Annotated in this window: 17 protein-coding genes; 6 read left to right on the top strand and 11 right to left on the bottom strand. The window is 72.3% G+C overall.

The window, feature by feature from the left end:
• From ABD236_RS08975 to ABD236_RS08985, 3 genes are read right to left on the bottom strand one after another with little or no spacing between them, the layout of a single operon-like run.
• Window positions 1-2,103, bottom strand: coding sequence for a xanthine dehydrogenase family protein molybdopterin-binding subunit (locus tag ABD236_RS08975; RefSeq protein ID WP_344072114.1), 2,103 nt, complete (start codon window positions 2,101-2,103; stop codon window positions 1-3).
• 22 nt (window positions 2,104-2,125) lie between these two features.
• Entirely contained in the window at window positions 2,126-3,112 is a 987-nt protein-coding gene (locus ABD236_RS08980) for an FAD binding domain-containing protein (RefSeq protein ID WP_344072116.1), read from the bottom strand.
• On the bottom strand, window positions 3,109-3,744 hold the full coding sequence (locus ABD236_RS08985; RefSeq protein WP_344072119.1) for a 2Fe-2S iron-sulfur cluster-binding protein: 636 nt from the start codon (window positions 3,742-3,744) through the stop codon (window positions 3,109-3,111). The genes ABD236_RS08980 and ABD236_RS08985 overlap by 4 nt, the downstream gene beginning before the upstream one ends.
• Window positions 3,745-3,936: 192 nt before the next feature.
• Here ABD236_RS08985 and ABD236_RS08990 point away from each other — a divergent pair, with 192 nt between their 5' ends.
• Window positions 3,937-5,028 (top strand): carboxylate-amine ligase, encoded by a 1,092-nt coding sequence (locus ABD236_RS08990; protein WP_344072121.1) that lies wholly within the window; start codon window positions 3,937-3,939, stop codon window positions 5,026-5,028.
• Window positions 5,029-5,082: 54 nt separating this feature from the next.
• On the opposite strand, the gene ABD236_RS08995 is transcribed toward ABD236_RS08990, so the two are convergent.
• From ABD236_RS08995 to ABD236_RS09005, 3 genes are all read right to left on the bottom strand, one after another.
• Window positions 5,083-7,479, bottom strand: a complete 2,397-nt coding sequence (locus tag ABD236_RS08995; RefSeq protein ID WP_344072123.1) for an ATP-binding cassette domain-containing protein — start codon at window positions 7,477-7,479, stop codon at window positions 5,083-5,085.
• 392 nt (window positions 7,480-7,871) lie between these two features.
• Window positions 7,872-8,228 carry a PRC-barrel domain-containing protein gene (locus ABD236_RS09000; protein WP_344072125.1) on the bottom strand — a complete coding sequence of 119 codons (357 nt, stop codon included), beginning with the start codon at window positions 8,226-8,228 and terminating at the stop codon, window positions 7,872-7,874.
• Window positions 8,229-8,378: 150 nt separating this feature from the next.
• Window positions 8,379-8,540 (bottom strand): hydrophobic protein, encoded by a 162-nt coding sequence (locus ABD236_RS09005; RefSeq protein WP_344072131.1) that lies wholly within the window; start codon window positions 8,538-8,540, stop codon window positions 8,379-8,381.
• 220 nt (window positions 8,541-8,760) lie between these two features.
• Here ABD236_RS09005 and ABD236_RS09010 point away from each other — a divergent pair, with 220 nt between their 5' ends.
• Both ABD236_RS09010 and ABD236_RS09015 read left to right on the top strand, forming a co-directional pair.
• Entirely contained in the window at window positions 8,761-9,771 is a 1,011-nt protein-coding gene (locus ABD236_RS09010; protein ID WP_344072134.1) for an SDR family oxidoreductase, read from the top strand.
• Between the two features lie 67 nt (window positions 9,772-9,838).
• A complete protein-coding gene (locus ABD236_RS09015; RefSeq protein WP_344072137.1) occupies window positions 9,839-10,513 on the top strand; it encodes an HAD family hydrolase in 675 nt (224 codons plus the stop codon).
• Between the two features lie 190 nt (window positions 10,514-10,703).
• On the opposite strand, the gene ABD236_RS09020 is transcribed toward ABD236_RS09015, so the two are convergent.
• The 3 genes from ABD236_RS09020 to ABD236_RS09030 all read right to left on the bottom strand — a co-directional run bounded on the left by ABD236_RS09020 (window position 10,704) and on the right by ABD236_RS09030 (window position 15,990).
• Window positions 10,704-11,093 carry a hypothetical protein gene (locus ABD236_RS09020; protein ID WP_344072139.1) on the bottom strand — a complete coding sequence of 130 codons (390 nt, stop codon included), beginning with the start codon at window positions 11,091-11,093 and terminating at the stop codon, window positions 10,704-10,706.
• A 64-nt stretch (window positions 11,094-11,157) separates the two neighbouring features.
• A complete protein-coding gene (locus tag ABD236_RS09025; RefSeq protein ID WP_344072141.1) occupies window positions 11,158-12,954 on the bottom strand; it encodes a thiamine pyrophosphate-requiring protein in 1,797 nt (598 codons plus the stop codon).
• Window positions 12,955-12,990: 36 nt separating this feature from the next.
• Window positions 12,991-15,990, bottom strand: coding sequence for an FAD-binding and (Fe-S)-binding domain-containing protein (locus tag ABD236_RS09030; RefSeq protein WP_344072143.1), 3,000 nt, complete (start codon window positions 15,988-15,990; stop codon window positions 12,991-12,993).
• Between the two features lie 213 nt (window positions 15,991-16,203).
• Here ABD236_RS09030 and ABD236_RS09035 point away from each other — a divergent pair, with 213 nt between their 5' ends.
• Entirely contained in the window at window positions 16,204-17,157 is a 954-nt protein-coding gene (locus tag ABD236_RS09035; protein ID WP_344072146.1) for an LLM class F420-dependent oxidoreductase, read from the top strand.
• 43 nt (window positions 17,158-17,200) lie between these two features.
• Window positions 17,201-17,455 (top strand): DUF6479 family protein, encoded by a 255-nt coding sequence (locus ABD236_RS09040; RefSeq protein WP_344072148.1) that lies wholly within the window; start codon window positions 17,201-17,203, stop codon window positions 17,453-17,455.
• A 54-nt stretch (window positions 17,456-17,509) separates the two neighbouring features.
• Here the strand turns inward: ABD236_RS09040 and ABD236_RS09045 are convergent, their stop codons facing one another.
• Window positions 17,510-17,980, bottom strand: a complete 471-nt coding sequence (locus ABD236_RS09045; protein WP_344072150.1) for a Dps family protein — start codon at window positions 17,978-17,980, stop codon at window positions 17,510-17,512.
• A 185-nt stretch (window positions 17,981-18,165) separates the two neighbouring features.
• Between ABD236_RS09045 and ABD236_RS09050 the strand changes: the two genes are divergently transcribed.
• Window positions 18,166-18,753, top strand: coding sequence for a nucleosidase (locus ABD236_RS09050; RefSeq protein WP_344072152.1), 588 nt, complete (start codon window positions 18,166-18,168; stop codon window positions 18,751-18,753).
• 6 nt (window positions 18,754-18,759) lie between these two features.
• Here ABD236_RS09050 and ABD236_RS09055 read toward each other — a convergent pair whose 3' ends face one another.
• Window positions 18,760-19,818, bottom strand: a complete 1,059-nt coding sequence (locus ABD236_RS09055; protein ID WP_344072154.1) for an aldo/keto reductase — start codon at window positions 19,816-19,818, stop codon at window positions 18,760-18,762.
• Window positions 19,819-19,962: the final 144 nt, after the last annotated feature.

Consider the following 19,962-nt stretch of genomic DNA (forward strand, 5'->3'; position numbering starts at 1 on the left):
TCACCCGCGCGGCAGTGTGCCGTGTACGCGGTCCGGGGTGAGCGGCAGTTCGCGCAGGCGCACCCCGGTGGCGTGGTGGACGGCGTTGCCGATGGCGGCCGCCGTCCCCACGATGCCGATCTCGCCGATGCCCTTGCTGCCCATCGGGTTGAGGTGCGGGTCCTCCTCGTCGATCCAGTGCGCCTCGATCGCGGGCACGTCGGCGTGGCTGGGCACGTGATAGCCCGCGAGGTCGCTGCCGATGAAGGCGCCGGAGGCGGGGTCCACGCTGCCTGCCTCGGTGAGCGCCATGCCCAGGCCCATGACCATGCCGCCGATGAACTGCGAGCGGGCGGTGCGGGCGTTGAGGATCCGCCCTGCCGCGTACACCCCGAGCAGCCGGCGCACCCGGACCTCGCCGGTGTCGGTGTCGACGGCCGCTTCGGCGAAGTGGGCGCCGAACGCGTGCCGCGCGTAGGGGGATTCCGCGTCCGCCGTGCCCTCGGTGTCGGCCGACGCGGTTAGGCCCCCGGGCGGCAACGGGCCTTGGCCGTCGGCGAGTTGACGGGCCAGATCCCGGCACGCCTCGTGCACGGCCCAGCCCCAGGACGCGGTGCCGGCGGAGCCGCCCGCGAGCGCGGCCTTCGGCAGCCCGGTGACACCGATCTCGGTGCGCACCGAGTCCACCCCGACGCCCAGCGCGTCGGCGGCGACCTGCGCGAGTACGGTACGGGCGCCGGTGCCGATGTCGGTGGCGTTGATCCGTACCACGTAGAGCCCGTCGGGGTGGGCGGTGACCGTGGCGCGGCTGGGCGAGACCAGCACCGGGTAGGTGGCGGCAGCGACTCCGGTGCCGGTCAGCCACGGCCCCGAGCGGCGCACCCCCGGCCGGGGGTCGCGGCTCGCCCACCCGAAGCGCCGCGCGCCCTCGCGCAGGCACTCCACGAGGTGGCGGCTGCTGAAGGCCTTCCCGCTGTCCGGTTCGACCGGGGGTTCGTTGTACACCCGCAGATCGACCGGGTCCATCCCCAGCGCACAGGCGAGTTCGTCGACGGCGGACTCCAGCGCGTACATACCGGGTGTCTCCCCGGGTGCGCGCATCCAGGACGGGGTGGGCACGTCCAGGGCCACCGCCCGGTGGGTGGTGCGGCTGCTGCCGCTGGCGTACATCACCCGGGCGGGCACGGCCGCCTGCTCGACGAACTCCTTGACCCGCGAGGTGTGCGTGGTCACCTCGTGGATCAGCGAGGTGAGGGTGCCGTCGGGCAGGGCGCCGAGGCGCACACGGTGCAGGGTGGGCGCGCGATGGCCGACCAGCTCGGTCAACTCCCTGCGCGGCAGGGCGAGTTGGACCGGGCGGCCGGTGTGCCGGGCGGCCAGGGCGGCGAGGACGACATGGGGGCGGGGGGTGCCCTTGGAGCCGAAGCCGCCGCCGACGTGTTCGCTGACGACGCTCACCCGCTCCTCGGGCAGCGAGAAGAGCCCGGCCAGGACGGTGCGTACGGTGTCGGCGCCCTGGCTGGTGTCGAAGACGGTGAGGTCGTCGTCCCGCCACAGCGCGATCGCCCCGTGCGGCTCCATCGGGTGGTTGTGCAGCGGCGGCACCGTGTACGACACGTCCACCCGCACCGCCGCCTCGGCGAAGGCGCCCTCGGGATCGCCCTGCCGGCGCTCCCCGGGGTGCCCTCCGTTGGCCTCCTCGGGGAGATAGGCGTCCGGGTGGTCCCAGGTCAGGGTCACATCGTGCGGTTCGCTCGTATAGCTCACCCGTACCGCCCGGGCGGCGGCCCGTGCCGTCTCCAGGGTCTCGGCGACGGCCAGCGCGACCGGCCAGCCGTGGTGCGGCACCCGGGAGTCCTGGAGCACGGCCAGCGTCGGATCGTCCGCGTCGGCGAGCCGGGGCGCGGAGTCCGGGGTGAGGACGGCGAGCACACCGGGCAGCGCCAGGGCGGCCGAGGTGTCGAGGGAGGCGACCTCCCCACGCGCGACGGTGGCGGGCACCGGCCAGGCGTACACCAGGCCGGGCGGCCCGTACTCCGTCGCGTACTTGGCGGCGCCGGTCACCTTCGCACGGCCCTCCCGGCGCTCGACGGACGCACCCAGGGCACTGGAGCTCGATCCCACGGCGGCTCTCCTTACGGGGTGTTCAGGACCGGGCGATCAGCGAACCGAGCACCTCGCGCGCGAGGTCACGGGCGAGCGACACCTTGTACGCGTTGTCCCGCAGCGGGACGGCGGCCGCGAGCTCGGCGTCCACGGCCTGGGCGAGTGCCTCGGGAGTGGCCCTGCTGCCGAGGAGCGCGGCCTCCGTGCGCCGGGCGCGCCACGGGCGGTGGGCCAGACCGCCGAACGCGACGCCGATCTGGCGGACCACTCCCCCGTCCAGCTGGACCACGGCGGCCACCGAGGCGAGGGCGAAGGCGTACGAGGCCCGGTCGCGCGCCTTGCGGTAGCGCGAGAGCGCACCGGTGGGCAGGGCCGGCAGCAGCACACCGGTGATGAGCTCGCCGGGGCGGATCACGGTGTCCTGGTCGGGGCTGTCCTGCGGCAGCCGGTGGAACTCGGTGAGCTCCACCGTCCGGCCGCCGCCGGGCCCCGCCATCTCCACCACCGCGTCCAGGGCCGCCAGCGCGACGGCGAGGTCGGAGGGGTGGGTGGCGACGCAGTGCTCCGAGTGGCCGAGCACCGCGTGGTCGCGGTTGACGCCTTCCAGGGCGCCGCAGCCACTGCCCGGCACCCGTTTGTTGCACGGTTTGCCGAGGTCCTGGAAGTAGGCGCAGCGGGTGCGCTGGAGGAGGTTTCCCGCCGTGGTGGCCACGTTGCGCAACTGGCCGGAGGCGCCGCTGAGCAGCGCCTGTGACAGCACCGGGTACCGCTCGCGGACCACGGGGTGCCCGGCGAGGTCGCTGTTCGGCACGGTCGCGCCGATCCGCAGCCCCCCGTCGGGCAGCTCCTCCACCCGGTCGAGGGGAAGCCGGGTGATGTCCACGAGCAGCTCGGGCCGCTCCACACCGAGCTTCATCAGGTCGACGAGGTTGGTGCCGCCCGCCAGATACCGGGCGTCCGGGCGGCCCGCGTGGGCAGCGGCAGCCTCCTCGACGCTGCGGGCGCGCACATAGGTCATCGGTTTCACGCCGTCACCTCCCTGGCGGCCATGTCCCGTACGACCACTTCCTGAACCGCCTCCACGATGTGCGGGTAGGCCCCGCAGCGGCACAGGTTGCCGCTGAGCCGCTCCCGGATCTCCTCCACCGTCAGCTGTACGGGGGCGTCGCCCGGCCGTTCGGTGTCGGTGACGACCGAGGGCTGACCCGACTTGGCCTCCTCCAGCATGCCGACGGCCGAGCAGAGCTGGCCCGGTGTGCAGTAGCCGCACTGGAGCGCGTCGCGGTCCAGGAACGCCTGTTGCAGGGGGTGCAGACCGCCGTCCGCGACCGTCGCCTCGGCGAGCCCCTCCACGGTGACCACCTCGCGCCCTTCCTGGCACACGGCCAGCAGCAGACAGCTGTTGACCCGCCGACCGTCGAGCAGCACCGTGCACGCCCCGCACTGGCCCTGGTCGCACCCCTTCTTCGAGCCGGTCAGGGCGAGGTGCTCGCGCAGCAGGTCGAGCAGCGTGGTGCGGTGGTCGAGCTCGAGGACGTGCTCGGTGTCGTTCACCCGCAGGGTGACGCGTGAGTGTGTCGGCGGGAGTACGCCTCCGCGCTCGGCCGCTGCGGAGCCGGGTTCGGTGCCGGGGTCACGCGGGCCATCGCTTGCTTCCATCCTCACGGCTCCTCGGGTCGGCGGAGTCTCCACCCTCGTACAGCCGACGCCCTCCGGCATCTCGGCAGCCCGTCCCACTGCTCCGACCGCCACGTGTGCGCCCCACGCGCCGGGTCTGCGCCGGGCCCGTACCGGCCGAGTGGCGCAAACGCACGTCGGTTCGCGCGGTCCACGGGCGGGTAACCACCTCTCATGCTCACCTTTGGGGTCGAAGAAGAGTATTTGCTGGTGGACCCCGTGACCGGCCGGCCCCTGCCCCGTTCGGAAGAGGTACGGGCGCTGACCGGACCGGACACGGTCGAGGAGCCGGAGGTGCAGCTCGAGCTGCTCCAGGCTCAGGTGGAGGTCGCGACCCCGGTCTGCGTGGCCATGGCGGAGCTTGGGGGCCATCTGGTGCGGCTGCGGCACACGGTGGGGACCGCGGCGGAGCGGCTGGGGTGCCGGGTCGCCGCCGTGGGGGCCGCCCCCGTCAACGGCGCCGGACCCGTCCCGGTCACGCCGCGTCCCCGCTATCTGGCGATGCAGACGAACGCGGGACAGCTGGTCGACGAGCAGCTGATCAACGGGATGCATGTGCACGTCGGCGTACCCGACCGGGAGGTCGGTGTCGCGGTGCTCAACCGCATCCGTGTCTGGCTGCCCACCCTGCTGGCCATGTCCGCCAACTCACCGCTGTGGCACGGCCGGGACACCGGCTTCGCCAGCTGGCGCACCCTGGTCTTCAGCCGCTGGCCGGTCAGCGGACCGCCGCCGCGCTTCGTCGACCTCGACGACTACGAGAGCCGCGCGGAGGCGCTGATCAGCGCCGGGGCGGTCAGCGACAGCGGGCAGCTCTACTGGCACGCCCGTCTCTCCGAGCGCTACCCCACCATCGAGGTGCGCTGTCTGGACGTGCAGGTGCGGGTCGACGAGGCGGTGATGCTCGCCGGCATCATCCGCGCCCTGGTCGCCACCGCGATCCGCGAGCACAAGGACGGCGACCCGGTGCCGGAGTGCCCGCTCGAACTGCTCCAGGCCGCGACCTGGCGCGCGGCCCGCGAAGGGCTCAACGGTGTGCTCCTGGACCCGGCCGGGCAGCGGCGCAGCTGCGGCGATGTGCTGTGCCAGCTGGCCCGGCACATCGGCCCCGCCCTGGAGGCGGCGGGCGACGGACTGGAGGTGCACTCCCTGATGCAGCGGTTGCTGCGGCGGGGAACCGGCGCCGACCGGCAGCACCGGGCCTTCACGGAAGGCGGCATTCCGGCAGTGATCGACCTGGTCACGAGCCAGAGCGTCAAGGCCTGAGCGGTTTTGTGGGTTTTGTGGCAGGGGCCCGGCGGCTGCCGGGCCCCGTTCGGCTCACGCGCCGACGTAGTCCGCCAGGTGTTCACCCGTCAGGGTGGAGCGCGCCGCGACCAGGTCGGCCGGGGTGCCCTCGAAGACGATCCGGCCGCCGTCGTGGCCCGCCCCGGGGCCGAGGTCCACGATCCAGTCCGCGTGCGCCATCACCGCCGGGTGGTGCTCGACGACGATGACCGACTTCCCGGCGTCGACGAGCCGGTCCAGCAGCTGGAGCAACTGCGCGACATCGGCCAGGTGCAGACCGGTGGTCGGCTCGTCGAGGACGTAGACGCCGCCCTTCTCGGCCATATGGGTGGCAAGTTTGAGCCGCTGCCGCTCGCCGCCGGACAGGGTGGTGAGCGGCTGGCCGAGGGTGAGGTAGCCGAGCCCGACGTCGGTGAGCCGGGTGAGGATCCGGTGCGCCGCCGGGGTGCGCGCCTCGCCGTCGGCGAAGAACTCAAGGGCCTCGCTCACCGGCATCGCCAGCACCTCGCTGATGTCCCGGCCGCCGAGGTGGTGATCGAGGACCGACGCCTCGAACCGCTTCCCCTCGCACTCCTCGCAGGTGGTGGCGACACCGGCCATCATCGCCAGGTCGGTGTAGATCACCCCGGCGCCGTTGCAACCGGGGCAGGCGCCCTCGGAGTTGGCGCTGAACAGCGCCGGCTTCACCCCGTTGGCCTTGGCGAACGCCTTGCGGATCGGGTCCAGCAGCCCGGTGTACGTGGCGGGGTTGCTGCGCCGGGAGCCTTTGATGGGTCCCTGGTCGACCGAGACCACGCCCGCGCCCGGCGGCACCGAGCCGTGCACCAGGGAGCTCTTGCCGGAGCCCGCCACACCGGTGACCACGCAGAGCACGCCCAGCGGCAGGTCGACGTCGACCTCGCGCAGGTTGTGCGCGGTCGCGCCCCGGATCTCTAGCACACCGCTGGGCGTACGCGTCTTCTCCTTGAGGGCGGCCCGGTCGTCGAGGTGGCGGCCGGTGACGGTGTCGCCCGCCCGCAGCCCCTCGACGGTGCCCTCGAAGCAGACGGTGCCGCCCGCGGTCCCCGCGCCGGGGCCGAGGTCCACGACGTGGTCGGCGATCGCGATGGTCTGCGGCTTGTGCTCCACCACCAGCACCGTGTTGCCCTTGTCGCGCAGCCGCAGCAGCAGGTCGTTCATCCGCGCGATGTCATGGGGGTGCAGACCCGTGGTGGGCTCGTCGAAGACATAGGTGACATCGGTGAGTGAGGAGCCGAGGTGGCGAACCATCTTGACGCGCTGCGCCTCACCGCCCGACAGCGAGCCCGACGGCCGGTCGAGCGCGAGATAGCCGAGGCCGATCTCCACGAACGAGTCGAGCGTGCGCCCGAGGTTGGCGAGCAGCGGCGCCACGGTCGGCTCGTCGCGTTCCCGTACCCAGGCGGCCAGATCGCTGATCTGCATCGCGCAGGCGTCGGCGATGCTGATGCCCGCGACCTTCGAGGACCGGGCCGCCTCGCTGAGCCGGGTGCCGTCGCACTCGGGGCAGGCGGTGAAGGTGACCGCCCGGTCCACGAACTCCCGGATGTGCGGCTGGAGCGCCTCCCGGTCCTTGGAGAGCATCGACTTCTGGATCTTCGGGATCAGCCCCTCGTAGGTGAGGTTGACACCCTCCACCTTCACCTTGGTGGGCTCCCCGTAGAGGAAGTCGTGCATCTCCTTCTTGGTGAACCTCCGGATCGGCTTGTTCGGGTCGAGGATGCCCGACTCGGCGTACACCCGCACGGTCCAGAAGCTGTCCGACTTCCAGCCGGGGATGGTGAACGCGCCCTCGGCGATCGACTTGGTGTCGTCGTAGAGCTGGCTCAGGTCGATGTCGGAGACCGAACCCCGGCCCTCGCAGCGGGTGCACATACCGCCGGTGCGCTGGTAGGTGGCCTTCACGGCCTCGGTCTTCCCGGCCCCGCGCTCCACCGTGATCGCGCCGCTGGCCCGGACCGAGGGGACGTTGAAGGCGAACGCGTTGGGCGGCCCGATGTGCGGCTGCCCGAGCCGGCTGAAGAGGATGCGCAGCATCGCGTTGGCGTCCGTGGCGGTGCCGACCGTGGAGCGGGGGTCGGCGCCCAAGCGCTCCTGGTCGACGACGATCGCGGTGGTCAGCCCTTCGAGGACGTCCACGTCGGGCCGCGCCAGCGTGGGCATGAAGCCCTGTACGAAGGCGCTGTACGTCTCGTTGATCAGCCGCTGCGACTCCGCGGCGATGGTGTCGAAGACCAGCGAGCTCTTGCCGGAGCCGGAGACACCGGTGAACACGGTAAGCCGCCGTTTGGGGATCTCGACGCTGACGTCCTTCAGGTTGTTCACGCGCGCGCCGTGCACACGGAGCAGATCGTGGCTCTCCGCACCGCGCCGGGCGGGCGATCCCGTGTCCGTGCTGCTGGCCGTGGTCATCGTGTCTCCCTCTGCCCTGGCGGGCGCCGTTCGCGATCCACGCCCAGATCGCGCTCAACCGATCTAACCAGCTCCGGCCGACGGCGTCCCGCGTATGCCCACACCCGTACGACGGCGCCCCTGGCATTCCCTCGGCCGCGTATCTCCATCCGTTTCCCGCGCGCACAACGGAGTTCACACAATTGTCCCCCGCAGCATCCATACAGCCCGTTTCACCGGAAGTGCACGGTTACGGAATGGGCGAGGCCGGAATCCGCAATGCCGCCGACTCGCCTATTGTTCCCGGCAGTTGGTGAATTCGGGCGCACCGGCAGCGGGGCCGCCCGGGCTCTCGGCCCGGGCGGCCCCGCTGAGGCACGACCTGCTGTTGTCAGACGGTTTTGATGCCGGTGTCAGACGACCGGCGGGCGGCCGCTGTAATAGCCACCTACCTGGTCGTGGTAGCCGGGGTCACCGATGTGCTTCTCCCGGTCGAACTCGGGAGCGGACTTGATCTCGGCCTTGGTCCGGTTCACGTAGACCTTCTTCTCGGCCGCGTCGAGCTGCGTCACGGTACCGGCGGGCAGCAGCACGTGCTTGCCGAAGATCCACACACCGGTGTCGACCACGATGTACGCGGAGCCGACCTCGTCGGAGTGCTTGTCGACCTTACCGATGCTCCCGTCGGTGGCCTCGACGCTCCAGCCGCGCAGATCCGCGCCCGCGAGGTGGCCACTGGTCTCCGGGTAGCCCCAGATGTTCTCCGTCATGAAACGTGCTTCCTTTCGTGTTGTGCGCCGGAAGAGCGTCGCCGCGTAAACCACTCGGTGACGCTCTCTCCCGACAAGCCGGGTGCCCGAGTTCCCCCGGCCGACACATCGCGTTTTCGGCCTTGACGGAACCTGCCGCGGGAACCGCCGCTACCAGCGGTACCAGCGGCCCGAGCCACCCTTGGGACGCGCGACGAAGCCGATGAGCCACAGCACCAGTACGGCGATCGCGACCCACCACAGGACCTTGAGTGCGAAGCCGGCGCCGAAAAGGATCAGCACCAGCAGTAGAACGAGAAGCAACGGGACCATGGAAATCAACCTCCAGCCCTCCGTGTGCCCCCATTGGGCGGCCACACACATTTCGGGGGACGATTTATCGGTGACCCCTTTTCGGTGACCGCATTTCCGGAGTCCAAACGGTGTCCGTTCAGGGGAATGGGCGGCCTTTCGCGGGGTACCCCGTCGCCGGGCCGCCGGAACCGGCCGGGCGGGCCCCGTGAAGACGTGGAAAGAAGGACGGGACGAGATCATGCCGCAGACCGTGGTGATCACCGGCGCCAGCGCCGGCGTCGGCCGTGCCACCGCCCGGCTCTTCGCGCGGCGCGGCGCGAACATCGCGCTGCTCGCCCGCGGCCGGGCAGGGCTCGAAGCCGCAGCCGAGGAGGTGGCGGCGGCCGGCGGGCGGGCCCTGGTGCTGCCCACCGACGTCGCCCACCACCAGGAGGTGGAGAAGGCCGCCGAGCTCACCGAGGCCGAGTTCGGGCCGATCGACGTATGGATCAACGTCGCCTTCACCTCCGTCTTCGCGCCCTTCGCCGAGATCGGCCCGGAGGAGTTCCAGCGGGTGACGGACGTGGCGTATCTGGGCTACGTCAACGGCACCCGCGCCGCCCTGGCCCGGATGGTCCCGCGCGACCGCGGCGCCGTCGTCCAGGTCGGCTCCGCCCTCGGCGAGCGCTCCATCCCGCTCCAGTCGGCGTACTGCGGCGCCAAGCACGCCGTCAACGGCTTCACCTCGTCGGTGCGCACCGAACTCCTGCACGACGGAAGCCGCGTGCGGATCACCGTGGTGCAGCTGCCGGCGGTGAACACCCCGCAGTTCTCCTGGGTGCGCTCACGGCTGCCGAAGCACCCGCAGCCGGTGCCGCCGATCTACCAGCCCGAGGTCGTGGCCCGGACGATCGGGTACGCGGCGGACCACCCGGGACGCAAGCAGTACTACGTCGGCGCCTCCACGGTCGCCACCCTCTGGGCCAACCGGTTCGTCCCTGCTGCGCTCGACCGCTATCTGGCCCGTACGGGCTACTCCTCGCAGCAAACCGACTCGCCTCCGCCGGTCGCCGGGCCCGGCAACCTGTGGCAGCCGCTGGACGAGCGCCCCGGCGAGGACCACGGCGCACACGGGGCCTTCGACGAGAGCGCGACCGGGCGCTCGCCCCAGGCGGCCCTCGCCCGCCACCCCGCGCTCGCGGCCGGGGCGGGCGCCCTGGCGGGGGCGGCGGTGCTGCGGTGGTCGAGGGCGCGCCGCACGGGCGGCTGAGCCGCTCGACCCGTACGGTCGGAGCAAGGTCAAGGTCAAGGTCAGGGCAGGGCGAAAGGCGGCCGGTATGACGCGCGCGGCGATCTTCGATGTCGACGGGACCCTCGTCGACACCAACCATCTGCATGTGGTGTGTTGGTGGGAGGCGTTCCGGCAGGCCGGACACGAGGTGGCGACGCACGACATCCACCGGGCGGTCGGGCTGCCCTCGGAGGACCTGATCGCCCATCTGCTGGGCGAGGACCGCGACAAGGACGAGGACGAGGAGCTCAGCGCCACGCACACGGCCTTGTACGCCACGTACTTCGAGCGGCTGGCTCCCGTCGCGGGCGCCGCGGATCTCCTGCGGGCACTGGACGGGCGGGGCTGGCGGGTGGTGCTCGCCACCTCGGCGGGCGGAGCCGAACTGGGCGCGCTGCGCAAGGCCATCGACGCCGACGACGTGATCGCGGGGGTGGCCAGCGCGGACGACGTCGAGTCCGGGAAGCCGGCCCCCGACCCCGTCCACCAGGCGCTGGAGCTGGTCGACGGCGACGCCGGGTCGTCGGTGTTCGTCGGTGACACGGTCTGGGACATGAAGGCGGCGGCCAGGGCCGGGGTCCGGCCGGTGGGCGTGCTGGCGGGCGGCATCCCACGCGCCGACCTGGAGGAGTCGGGGGCGACGGCGGTGTACGACGACCCGGCGGCGCTGCTGGCCGCGCTCGACGACAGCCCGGTGGCGGAGCTGGAACAGCGGGGCTGACCTATCCCGGGCGGAACACGGCCCGCGGCCGGAGTGCTCCGCTCAGCCACGGGCCGTGGGGCACGGGGAGGAGTCCAGGAGCCCCTGCCGCGTGCGGTCCGAGGACGAGCGCGGGCGTGCGCGGGGCCTCGGGAGGCCCCGTGCACGCCGGTCGCGGGCTCGGCCCGCACCCGTCCGCGTACGCCGGCGCCTACCGCCCCCGCAGCCGCATCTGCAGATCCACTTCCTGGTCGCCGGAGGCCGTCCCGGCGTCCTCCACCTCGAAGGTCCGGTGCAGGACGTCCCGCAGCCGGGCGACCGCGACGGGTCCGCCCTGGGCGTCGACGGTCACCGTGTCGCCCAGTGCGGACCGGCTGACCTCCTCCGGCACCCGGGAGGTGTCGAACCTCGCCGTCCACACGGTGGGACGCGCCGGATCGGGGCTCGCGGGCCCGTGACCGGTTCCCTCGTCGCCCGCGTCCACCGAGAAGTACCGGCACAGCGCGGCCAGCACCGTCTCGGCGTCGGCGGCCGAGCACGCGCTGAGCACCACCTGGACTCGTTGCTCCGGCGGCGCCTGGGATGCGGCGGTGGGCTTCATGGGGTGACTCCTTCTGCCTCGTTCACTGTGGTTCGCCGGTCGTCGGGTGTGGCCACCCGGCCGGTCACTCGCGGTGCTTGCCGCCCGGCAGCATCTCCTGGACCTTCGCCTTCAGGCCCTGCCGGATCATGCCGACCCGGTCGCTGTCCCCCTTCACGATCGACGCCGCGGCGGCCTCGATCTGGTCCAGTGAGGCGTGCGGCGGGATCGGCGGAACCGCCGGGTCGGTGAGGAACTCCACCACGCACGGCCGGTCCGCGGCGAGCGCCCGCCGCCAGGCGCCCTCGACGTCCTCGGGCTTCTCCACCCGGACGCCGTCGAGCCCGATGGAGCGCGCGAAGTCCGCGTACGGCACATCGGGCAGCTGCTGCGAGGGCAGGAACTGCGGGGCGCCGGACATGGCCCGCATCTCCCAGGTGACCTGGTTGAGGTCCTGGTTGTTGAGCACGGCGACGATCAGATGCGGGTTCTCCCACTCCTGCCAGTACTTCGAGACGGTGATGAGCTCCGCGAGCCCGTTCATCTGCATGGCCCCGTCACCGACGATGGCCAGCGCCGGGCGGTCCGGGTGGGCGAACTTGGCGCCGATCACATACGGGACGCCCGGCCCCATCGTGGCCAGCGTGCCGGAGAGCGAGCCGCGCATCGTGCCGCGCATCCGCAGGTGCCTCGCGTACCAGTTGGCGGCAGAGCCGGAGTCCGCGGCGAGGATGACGTCGTCGGGCAGCAGCGCGTCGAGGGAGTGCACCACGTACTCGGGGTTGATCGGGTCCGCGTCGACGGCCGCCCGCCGCTCCATCACCTCCCACCAGCGGGCGGTGTCCTTCTCGATCTTCTTCCGCCACTTGTCGTGCTTCTTGCGCTTGAGCCTCGGCAGCAGCCGTGTCAGCGTCTCCCGGGAGTCGCCGACGAGGTTGACCTCGAAGGGATAGCGCAGTCCGACCATGAACGGGTCGATGTCGATCTGCACCGCCCGCGCCTGGCCGAACTCGGGCAGGAACTGGGTGTACGGGAAGCTGGACCCCACCACGAGCAGGGTGTCGCAGTCCTGCATCAGCTCGTACGAGGGCCGGGTGCCCAGCAGGCCGATGGACCCGGTGACGTACGGCAGGTCGTCCGGGAGGGCGTCCTTGCCGAGGAGCGCCTTGGCGACGCCCGCGCCCAGCACGTCCGCGAGCTGTTCGACCTCGGCCCGGGCGCCCCGCGCGCCCTGGCCGACCAGCACGGCCACCTTCTCCCCCGCGTTCAGCACCTCGGCGGCGCGCGCGATCTCGTCGTCGGCGGGGACGGGCGCGTAGCGGGCGGCGCCGAGGCTGGAGGGCACCATCTTGAAGGCGTGGCCGGGCGGCTCGTAGTCGAGTTCCTGCACATCGGCCGGGATGATCACGGCGGTCACGGTCCGCCGGGCGGCGGCCGTGCGCATGGCCCGGTCGATGACGTTGGGCAGCTGCTCGGGGACGGTCACCATCTCGCAGTACTCGGAGGCCACGTCCTTGAACAGGCTCAGCAGATCGACCTCCTGCTGGTACGAGCCGCCCATGGCGCTGCGGTTGGTCTGCCCGACGATCGCCACGATCGGCACATGGTCGAGCTTGGCGTCGTAGAGGCCGTTCAGCAGATGGATCGCGCCGGGGCCCGAAGTGGCCGCGCACACCCCCACCTTGCCGGAGAACTTGGCGTAGCCCACCGCTTCGAACGCGGCCATCTCCTCGTGCCGCGCCTGGATGAACCGGGGCTGGTCGTCGGCCCGGCCCCAGGCGGCGAGCAGGCCGTTGATGCCGTCGCCCGCGTAGGCGAAGACGTGCTCGACCTCCCACTGCCGCAGCCGTTCCAGCACGTAGTCGGAGACTTTCATCGACATGTGATGTGACCTTTCCAAGGGGTGGGGACAGGAGGCTCAGGGGGTGGCGGGGCGGTCGGCGGCCCGTTCCGGGTGGTCGGCGGGAAGGGGCCCGCCGAGGCCCAGGGCCAGCGCCTCCGCGAGGTGGAGCGCGCGGCGGCCGGTGCCGCCCTGCTCGATCTGGGTGCGGCAGCTGAAGCCGTCGGCGAGCACCAGGGCATCGGGCGCGGTGTCGCGCACGGCGGGCAGCACGCCCTGCTCGCCGATCTTCATGGACAGGTCGTAGTGGCCGCGCTCGAAGCCGAAGTTCCCGGCCAGACCGCAGCAGCCGGCGTCCAGGACGTCGGCGTCCAGGCCGCTGCGGCGCATCAGCTCGCGGTCGGCGTCGTCCTTCAGCACGGCGTGCTGGTGGCAGTGGGTCTGCACGGTGGCGGCCCGGCTCACCGTCGGCGGGTGCCAGCCGTCCGGGGCGTGGTTGACCAGCTGCTCGGAGAAGGTGCGGAAGCGGCCCGCGAGCCTGCGTACGTCCTCGTCCTCGGGCAGCAGGTCGGGCGCGTCGGCGCGGAACACCGCGGTGCACGACGGCTCCAGGCCGATGACCGGCGTACCCGCCTCGATCCACGGCCGCAGCACGCGCACACTGCGGCGCAACACCCGCTTGGCGACGCCGAGTTGGCCCGTGGAGATCCAGGTGAGGCCGCAGCACACCGGGCGGCTCGGCACCGCGACCCGGAACCCGGCGTCCTCCAGTACCTTCACGGCGGAGCGGGCGACCGCCGGGTGGAAGTAGGTGCTGAAGGTGTCCGGCCACAGCACCACGGCCTTCGGGTCGCCCGGCACGGGCTCGGCCGTGGCGCGGGCCCGCCACCACTGGAGGAAGGACTGCCCGGCGAAGGCGGGGGCCTCGCGTTCGGGCGCGACCCCGGCCAGCCGCTTGCCGGCCTTGGCGAGCACCGGCGCCCGCAGCAGCGCGTTGACCGCGCCGGGGCCCACCCGGGAGAGCCGGGCCCACAGCGGCAGCCAGCCCAGCGCGTAGTGGGCGGCCGGGCGCAGCCGGCCGGCGTAGTGGTGGGAGAGGAACTCGGCCTTGTAGGTGGCCATGTCGACGCCGGTGGGGCAGTCGGACTTGCAGCCCTTGCAGGCAAGACACAGGTCGAGGGCGTCGCGTACGGCGGTGGAGCGCCAGCCGTCGGTGACGGGCGAGTCGGTGTGTCCGTCGAGCATCTCGAAGAGCAGCCGGGCCCGGCCCCGGGTGGAGTGCTCCTCCTCGCCGGTCGCCCGGAACGACGGGCACATCACCCCGCCGCTGTGGGTGCGGCAGTTGCCGATGCCGACGCAGCGCAGCACCGCCCGGGTGAAGGAGTTGTCGTCGTCCGGGTAGGCGAAGCGGGTGCGTGAGGCGGCGGGGCGCCAGCGGGGGCCGAGCCGCAGGTTCTCGTCGACGCGGTGCGGCTGGGCGGGCCCGGGCGAGACGACCTTGCCCGGGTTCATCCGGTTGCCGGGGTCGAAGAGCGCCTTGACCTCGCTCATCGCGGTGACCAGCGCGTCCCCGAACATCACCGGCAGCAGCTCGGCGCGGGCCTGGCCGTCGCCGTGCTCACCGGAGAGCGAGCCACCGTACGAGCTCACCAGCCGCGCCGCCTTGAACAGGAAGGCGCGGAAGTCCGCGACCCCTTCGGCGGTCTTGAGCCCGAAGGGGATTCGGGTGTGGACGCAGCCCTGCCCGAAGTGCCCGTACAGCGAGGGGTGGTCGTAGTCGAACTCGTGGAACAGCTCCTTGAGGTCGCGCAGATAGTCGCCGAGCCGGTCCGGCGGCACCGCCGAGTCCTCCCAGCCCTCCCAGGTCTCGCGCTCGTCCGGCGGACGCGCGGTCACCCCCAGTCCGGCTTCGCGGGCCTTGAGCATCTCCTGTTCGCGTGCGGGGTCGTCGGAGAACGTGACGGTGTCGTCCTCGGCGTCGCGCCCGAGCGCCCGCAGCAGCGCGTGCGCCTGCTCGTCCACCGCCTCCTGGGTGTCGCCCGCGAACTGCACCAGCAGCCAGCTGCGACCCGCCGGAAAGCTGTCCAGCGACTCGACATGGGCGTGCTCGGCGCGCATCAGCTGCGCCATCCGGTCGTCCAGCGCCTCCAGCTGGGTGGGTTCGCTGTGCGAGAGCAGCCGGGGCACGTCGTCCGCCGCGGCGCAGATGTCGTCGTAGCCGAGCACCAGCATCGACTCGAAGGGCGGCACCGGCACCAGCTCCAGCTCCGCCCGCACCACGATGACCAGCGTGTTCTCGCTGCCCACCAGGGCTCGGGCGACATCGAAGCCGTTCTCCGGGAGCAGGGCGTCGAGGTTGTAGCCGGACACCCGGCGCGGAATGGGCGGATAGCCGCGCCGCACCTCGCCCAGATAGCGCCCGATCAGCTCGCGCAGCCCGCCGTACAGCTCGGCCGGGCGCCCGCCCGCGGCCATGATCTCCTCGAACTCGGCGTCCGTCGTCGGCCCCACCCACATCCGGGTGCCGTCGTAGGTGAGGACCTCCAGACGCCGTACGTTGTCGGCGGTCTTGCCGTACGCCTGGGCCGAGGCACCGCACGAGTTGTTGCCGATCATGCCGCCCAGCGAGCAGTGGTTGTGGGTGGCGGGCTTGGGCCCGAACTTCAGCTTGTGGGGCGCCAGTTGACGGTTCAGCTCGTCCAGGACGATACCGGGCTCGACCACGCACGTACGCCGCTCGGGGTCCACCGACACCAGGCGGTTGCAGTACTTGGTCCAGTCGAGGACCACGGCGGTGTTGGTGCACTGCCCGCCCAGGCTGGTGCCGCCGCCGCGCGAGAGCACCGGGGCGTCGTACTCACGGCACACTTCGATCGCGGTGACCGCGGCCTCGACGGTGTGCGGCACCACGACGCCGATCGGCACCTGGCGGTAGTTGGAGGCGTCGGTGGCGTAGGCCCCGCGGCTGCCGGCGTCGAAGCGCACCTCGCCGTCCACCCGGTCGCGCAGCGCCTGCTCCAGGGAGGGGCGCTCCTGCGGCTCGCCACCGCGTGAGGCCGTCCCGCCGGTCGCGCCCATGGAAAACCCTCTCCGTCGAAACCGTCGAACCGTCGCATCCGCCGGACCCGCTGAAAACGCCGGACCGTCGAGCCGCGGCCCGGCCGCCGGGGGCCCGACCGGCGCGCTTGGCCCGGTACCCGCGCGCGGGCACCTCACACGGCCGCCCGGTGGATGTTTTCTTTCGCGCCCACCGGTCACCCGGCGTGCACCAGCGCGTCCCGAGGAGCGGCGATGACCGAGTACGGCTACTTCCTGTCGAGCGAGGAGCACACGCCCGCCGAGCTGGTCGAGCAGGCCAGGATGGCCGAGCAGGCGGGATTCACCTCACTGTGGATATCCGACCACTACCACCCCTGGAACGACAGCCAGGGCCAGTCCCCGTTCGTCTGGTCGGTGGTCGGCGCACTGTCGGAGGCCGTCTCGCTGCCGGTGGAGACCGCGGTGACGTGCCCGACCGTGCGGATGCACCCGGCGGTCGTCGCCCAGGCCGCCGCGACCAGCGCCGTACAGCTCGGTGGCCGCTTCCGCCTCGGGGTCGGCTCGGGCGAGGCCCTCAACGAGCACATCCTCGGTGACGCCTGGCCGGAGGCCTCGGTGCGGCTGGAGATGCTGGAAGAGGCCATCCAGGTGATGCGGCTGCTGTTCACGGGTGATCAGGTCAGCCACCGGGGCAAGCACTACACCGTGGAGAACGCGCGGCTGTACACCGTTCCTGACGAGCCGGTGCCGATCGACGTGTCCGCCTTCGGCCCGCAGGCCGGGGAGCTGGCGAGCCGGGCCGGCGACGGTCTCGTCGCCATGGCACCGGACCAGGCGCTGATCGAGCGCTTCCGGCGCGGCGGAGGCGGCGGCAAGCCCGTGTCCGCCGGGCTGAAGGTGTGCTGGGGGCCCGACCGCGAGGCGGCGGTCCACGAGGCGCACCGGCTGTGGGCCAACGAGCAGCTGCCGGGCGAGCTGCCTCAGGTGCTGCCGACACCGCGCCACTTCGAGCAGGCGTCCGAGCTGGTGACGCCCGAGCGGGTGGGCGAGAACGTGCCCTGCGGGAGCGAGGTGGACGTGCACCTCGCCGCGGTGCGCGAGTACGCCGACGCCGGGTTCGACACCGTGTACGTCAACCAGATCGGCAAGGAGCAACGCGGCTTCTTCGACTTCTACCGCACCAAGGTCCTGCCGCAGCTCGCCTAGGACGGCGGCCCGGCCGGGACCCCAGCTCGTTTAGGAGCCACCCATGAACACCGTCACGCTGTCCCAGACCCTCGCCGCGAGCACCTCGTCGTCCTGGCTGTTCGTGATCGTGGGCGCCCTCGTGGTGGCCGTGCTGATCGCGGCCTTCTGGTACGGCAGCCGCCGGGCCGCGCGGCGGCCGGCGCCCCCGCAGGAGCCCCAGCCGCGCGCGGACTCCTGGCAGACGCCCGACGCCGAGGCCCCGCCGGGTCACCCGCAGGGGCCGGACGCCCCGGAGCACGACCACCACACGTCGTAGCGACCCGGCGGTTGGAGGGCCCAGGGCGTACGCCCTGGGCCCTCCAACCGCGGATCAGACGTTCTCCGCCTGGAACATCCAGGCGTGCTTCTCCAGCTCGCCGGTGACGGCGATGAGCAGGTCCTGGGTGACCGGGTCCGGCTTCTCGGTGGCGGCGATGCGCTCACGCATCCGCTCGACCACCCGGCCCAGCGCCACCACCAGCACCTGCACGGCCTCGGTGTCCTTGATCCAGCCCTCCGGCACGGTGCCGATGGCGGAGGACTCCGCCACGGTGGCGGCCCGGCCGTCGGGGGTGATGCCGAGCGCGGAGGCGCGTTCGGCCACCACGTCGGAGTGCGTACGCGCGGTGGTGACCACCTCGTCGAGCTGGAGGTGGACCGAGCGGAAGCGCGGGCCCACCACGTTCCAGTGCACCTGCTTGGCCGCGAGTGACAGATCCACCAGATCCACCAGGGCGCCCTGCAGCGCGGTCCCCACGACCTTCAGGTCGGCATCCGGCAGCGAGCTCTTCACGGCAGCCATGGCGTTCTCCATTCCCTCAGTTGCTGGTCCCGGTGTGCGGGAAGTGTGCGGGAGGCGTGGTGCGCCGTCCCTCCGCTGCGCCTTCCTTGAAACGCGAGGATCAAACGGGGCGCAGGTCAGCCGCTCACCCTCGGACACCCCACCCGCTGCCGGAGCACCGGCCGCGCGGAAATACCCTGGTCCCCATGGAGCTCTCCGGACACATCGACACCAACCGCCCGCTGCTCGTGCTGGCCGTCAAGGAGGAGGCGCAGTTCCTCGACACGGATCTGCCCGTCCTGCTCACCGGTATCGGCAAGGTGAACGCGGCGAGCGCGCTGGCCACCGTCCTGGGGCGCGGCCCGCGCCCCTCGCGCGTCGTCAACCTGGGGACGGCCGGGGCGCTGCGCCCGGGGTGGACGGGCACCCACGTCATAGGCTCGGTGCTCCAGCACGACCTGGACAGCGACGTGCTGGCCGCGCTGACCGGCGAGCTGTACGGCCCGCAGCTGGACATGTCGGACCGGGACGGGCCGACGCTGGCGACCGGCGACACGTTCATCGCGGACGAGGAGGCGCGCGCCCGGCTGGCGCTGCGCGCTCACCTGGTCGACATGGAGGGCTACGCGCTCGCGTCCGTCGCCCAGCGGGCCGGGGTCCCGCTCCAGATGGTCAAGCACGTCAGCGACGAGGCCGGCGAGGGCGCGGCCAGGACGTGGCGGGAGTCGGTGGCCGAGTGCGCCCGCGTCCTCGCCGCCTGGGCCGGGGCGAACGTCCCCGAGTACGCCGCCTGACCCCGGTCACGCCTGCCCCTGCGCCCCCCGGCCGGTCATCGGCGGGTTGAGGCGGGCGAACCCCTCCTGGCGCTCGTACGGGAAGTACGGGTAGGGCGCGGTCCGGGTGCTCGCCGCGTCCAGCCGGGCGACCTGGTCGTCGGTCAGGCTCCAGCCGACCGCGCCGAGGTTCTGCCTCAGCTGCTGCTCGTCGCGGGCTCCGATGATGACCGAGGAGACGGTGGGGCGGCGCAGCAGCCAGTTGAGGGCGATCTGCGGGACGGTCCGGCCGGTCTCCCCCGCCAGCTCGTCGAGCACGTCGACCACGCGGTAGAGGAGCTCGTCCTCGACGGGCGGGCCGAAGTCCGCGGTGGTGTGCAGCCGGCTCTGCTCCGGCAGCGGCTGCCCGCGGCGGATCTTCCCGGTGAGCCGCCCCCAGCCGAGCGGGCTCCACACCACCGCGCCCACCCCCTGGTCGGCCCCGAGCGGCATCAGCTCCCACTCGTAGTCCCGGCCCACGAGGGAGTAGTAGACCTGGTGGGCCGCGTAGCGCTGGTAGCCGTGGCGGTCCGCCGTGGCCTGCGACTTCATCAGCTGCCAGCCGGAGAAGTTGGAGACGCCGGTGTAGCGGATCTTTCCGGCCCGCACGAGGTCGTCGAGGGTGGCCATGACCTCCTCGATCGGCGTCCCCGCGTCGTAGGCGTGCAGCTGGAAGAGGTCGATGTAGTCCGTGCCGAGGCGGCGCAGCGCGTCCTCGACGCCCCGGATGAGCCGTGAGCGGGAGGTGCCCGCGTCGCCCGGCCCGTCACCCGTGGGCAGTCCGGCCTTGGTGGAGAGGATCACCTCGTCGCGCCGCCCCTTGACCGCCGCCCCGAGCACCTCCTCGGAGGCGCCGGCGGAGTAGACGTCGGCGGTGTCGAACATGGTGACCCCGGCCTCCAGGCAGATGTCCACCAGTCGGCGGGCCTGTTGGGCGTCGGTGTCGCCCCAGGCGCCGAAGAGCTCGCCCCGGCCGCCGAACGTGCCGGCGCCGAAGCTCAGTGCCGGCACCATCAGCCCCGACGCGCCCAGCCTCCTGTATTCCATGACCGTTCCTCTCCGTGCACGGCTCTCCGTGCGCAGCTCTCCGCACAGCCGGTGCGGCCGCCCGCACTGGCGACCGCTAACGGTTCTGCGGTTCCGTTAGGATGTGCCCTCAACGTAGCAGAGCATCGGCCATTAATGGAACAG

Source organism: Streptomyces crystallinus, assembly GCF_039521265.1.
GTDB classification, from domain to species: domain Bacteria; phylum Actinomycetota; class Actinomycetes; order Streptomycetales; family Streptomycetaceae; genus Streptomyces; species Streptomyces crystallinus.

Bases quoted from the DNA above. Each gene is read 5' to 3' on its own strand.
- ABD236_RS08985 (WP_344072119.1), bottom strand. From the start codon at position 3,744: ATGGAAGCAAGCGATGGCCCGCGTGACCCCGGCACCGAACCCGGCTCC.
- ABD236_RS08990 (WP_344072121.1), top strand. From the start codon at position 3,937: ATGCTCACCTTTGGGGTCGAAGAAGAGTATTTGCTGGTGGACCCCGTG.
- ABD236_RS08995 (WP_344072123.1), bottom strand. From the start codon at position 7,479: ATGACCACGGCCAGCAGCACGGACACGGGATCGCCCGCCCGGCGCGGT.
- ABD236_RS09000 (WP_344072125.1), bottom strand. From the start codon at position 8,228: ATGACGGAGAACATCTGGGGCTACCCGGAGACCAGTGGCCACCTCGCG.
- ABD236_RS09005 (WP_344072131.1), bottom strand. From the start codon at position 8,540: ATGGTCCCGTTGCTTCTCGTTCTACTGCTGGTGCTGATCCTTTTCGGC.
- ABD236_RS09010 (WP_344072134.1), top strand. From the start codon at position 8,761: ATGCCGCAGACCGTGGTGATCACCGGCGCCAGCGCCGGCGTCGGCCGT.
- ABD236_RS09015 (WP_344072137.1), top strand. From the start codon at position 9,839: ATGACGCGCGCGGCGATCTTCGATGTCGACGGGACCCTCGTCGACACC.
- ABD236_RS09020 (WP_344072139.1), bottom strand. From the start codon at position 11,093: ATGAAGCCCACCGCCGCATCCCAGGCGCCGCCGGAGCAACGAGTCCAG.
- ABD236_RS09025 (WP_344072141.1), bottom strand. From the start codon at position 12,954: ATGTCGATGAAAGTCTCCGACTACGTGCTGGAACGGCTGCGGCAGTGG.
- ABD236_RS09030 (WP_344072143.1), bottom strand. From the start codon at position 15,990: ATGGGCGCGACCGGCGGGACGGCCTCACGCGGTGGCGAGCCGCAGGAG.
- ABD236_RS09035 (WP_344072146.1), top strand. From the start codon at position 16,204: ATGACCGAGTACGGCTACTTCCTGTCGAGCGAGGAGCACACGCCCGCC.
- ABD236_RS09040 (WP_344072148.1), top strand. From the start codon at position 17,201: ATGAACACCGTCACGCTGTCCCAGACCCTCGCCGCGAGCACCTCGTCG.
- ABD236_RS09045 (WP_344072150.1), bottom strand. From the start codon at position 17,980: ATGGCTGCCGTGAAGAGCTCGCTGCCGGATGCCGACCTGAAGGTCGTG.
- ABD236_RS09050 (WP_344072152.1), top strand. From the start codon at position 18,166: ATGGAGCTCTCCGGACACATCGACACCAACCGCCCGCTGCTCGTGCTG.
- ABD236_RS09055 (WP_344072154.1), bottom strand. From the start codon at position 19,818: ATGGAATACAGGAGGCTGGGCGCGTCGGGGCTGATGGTGCCGGCACTG.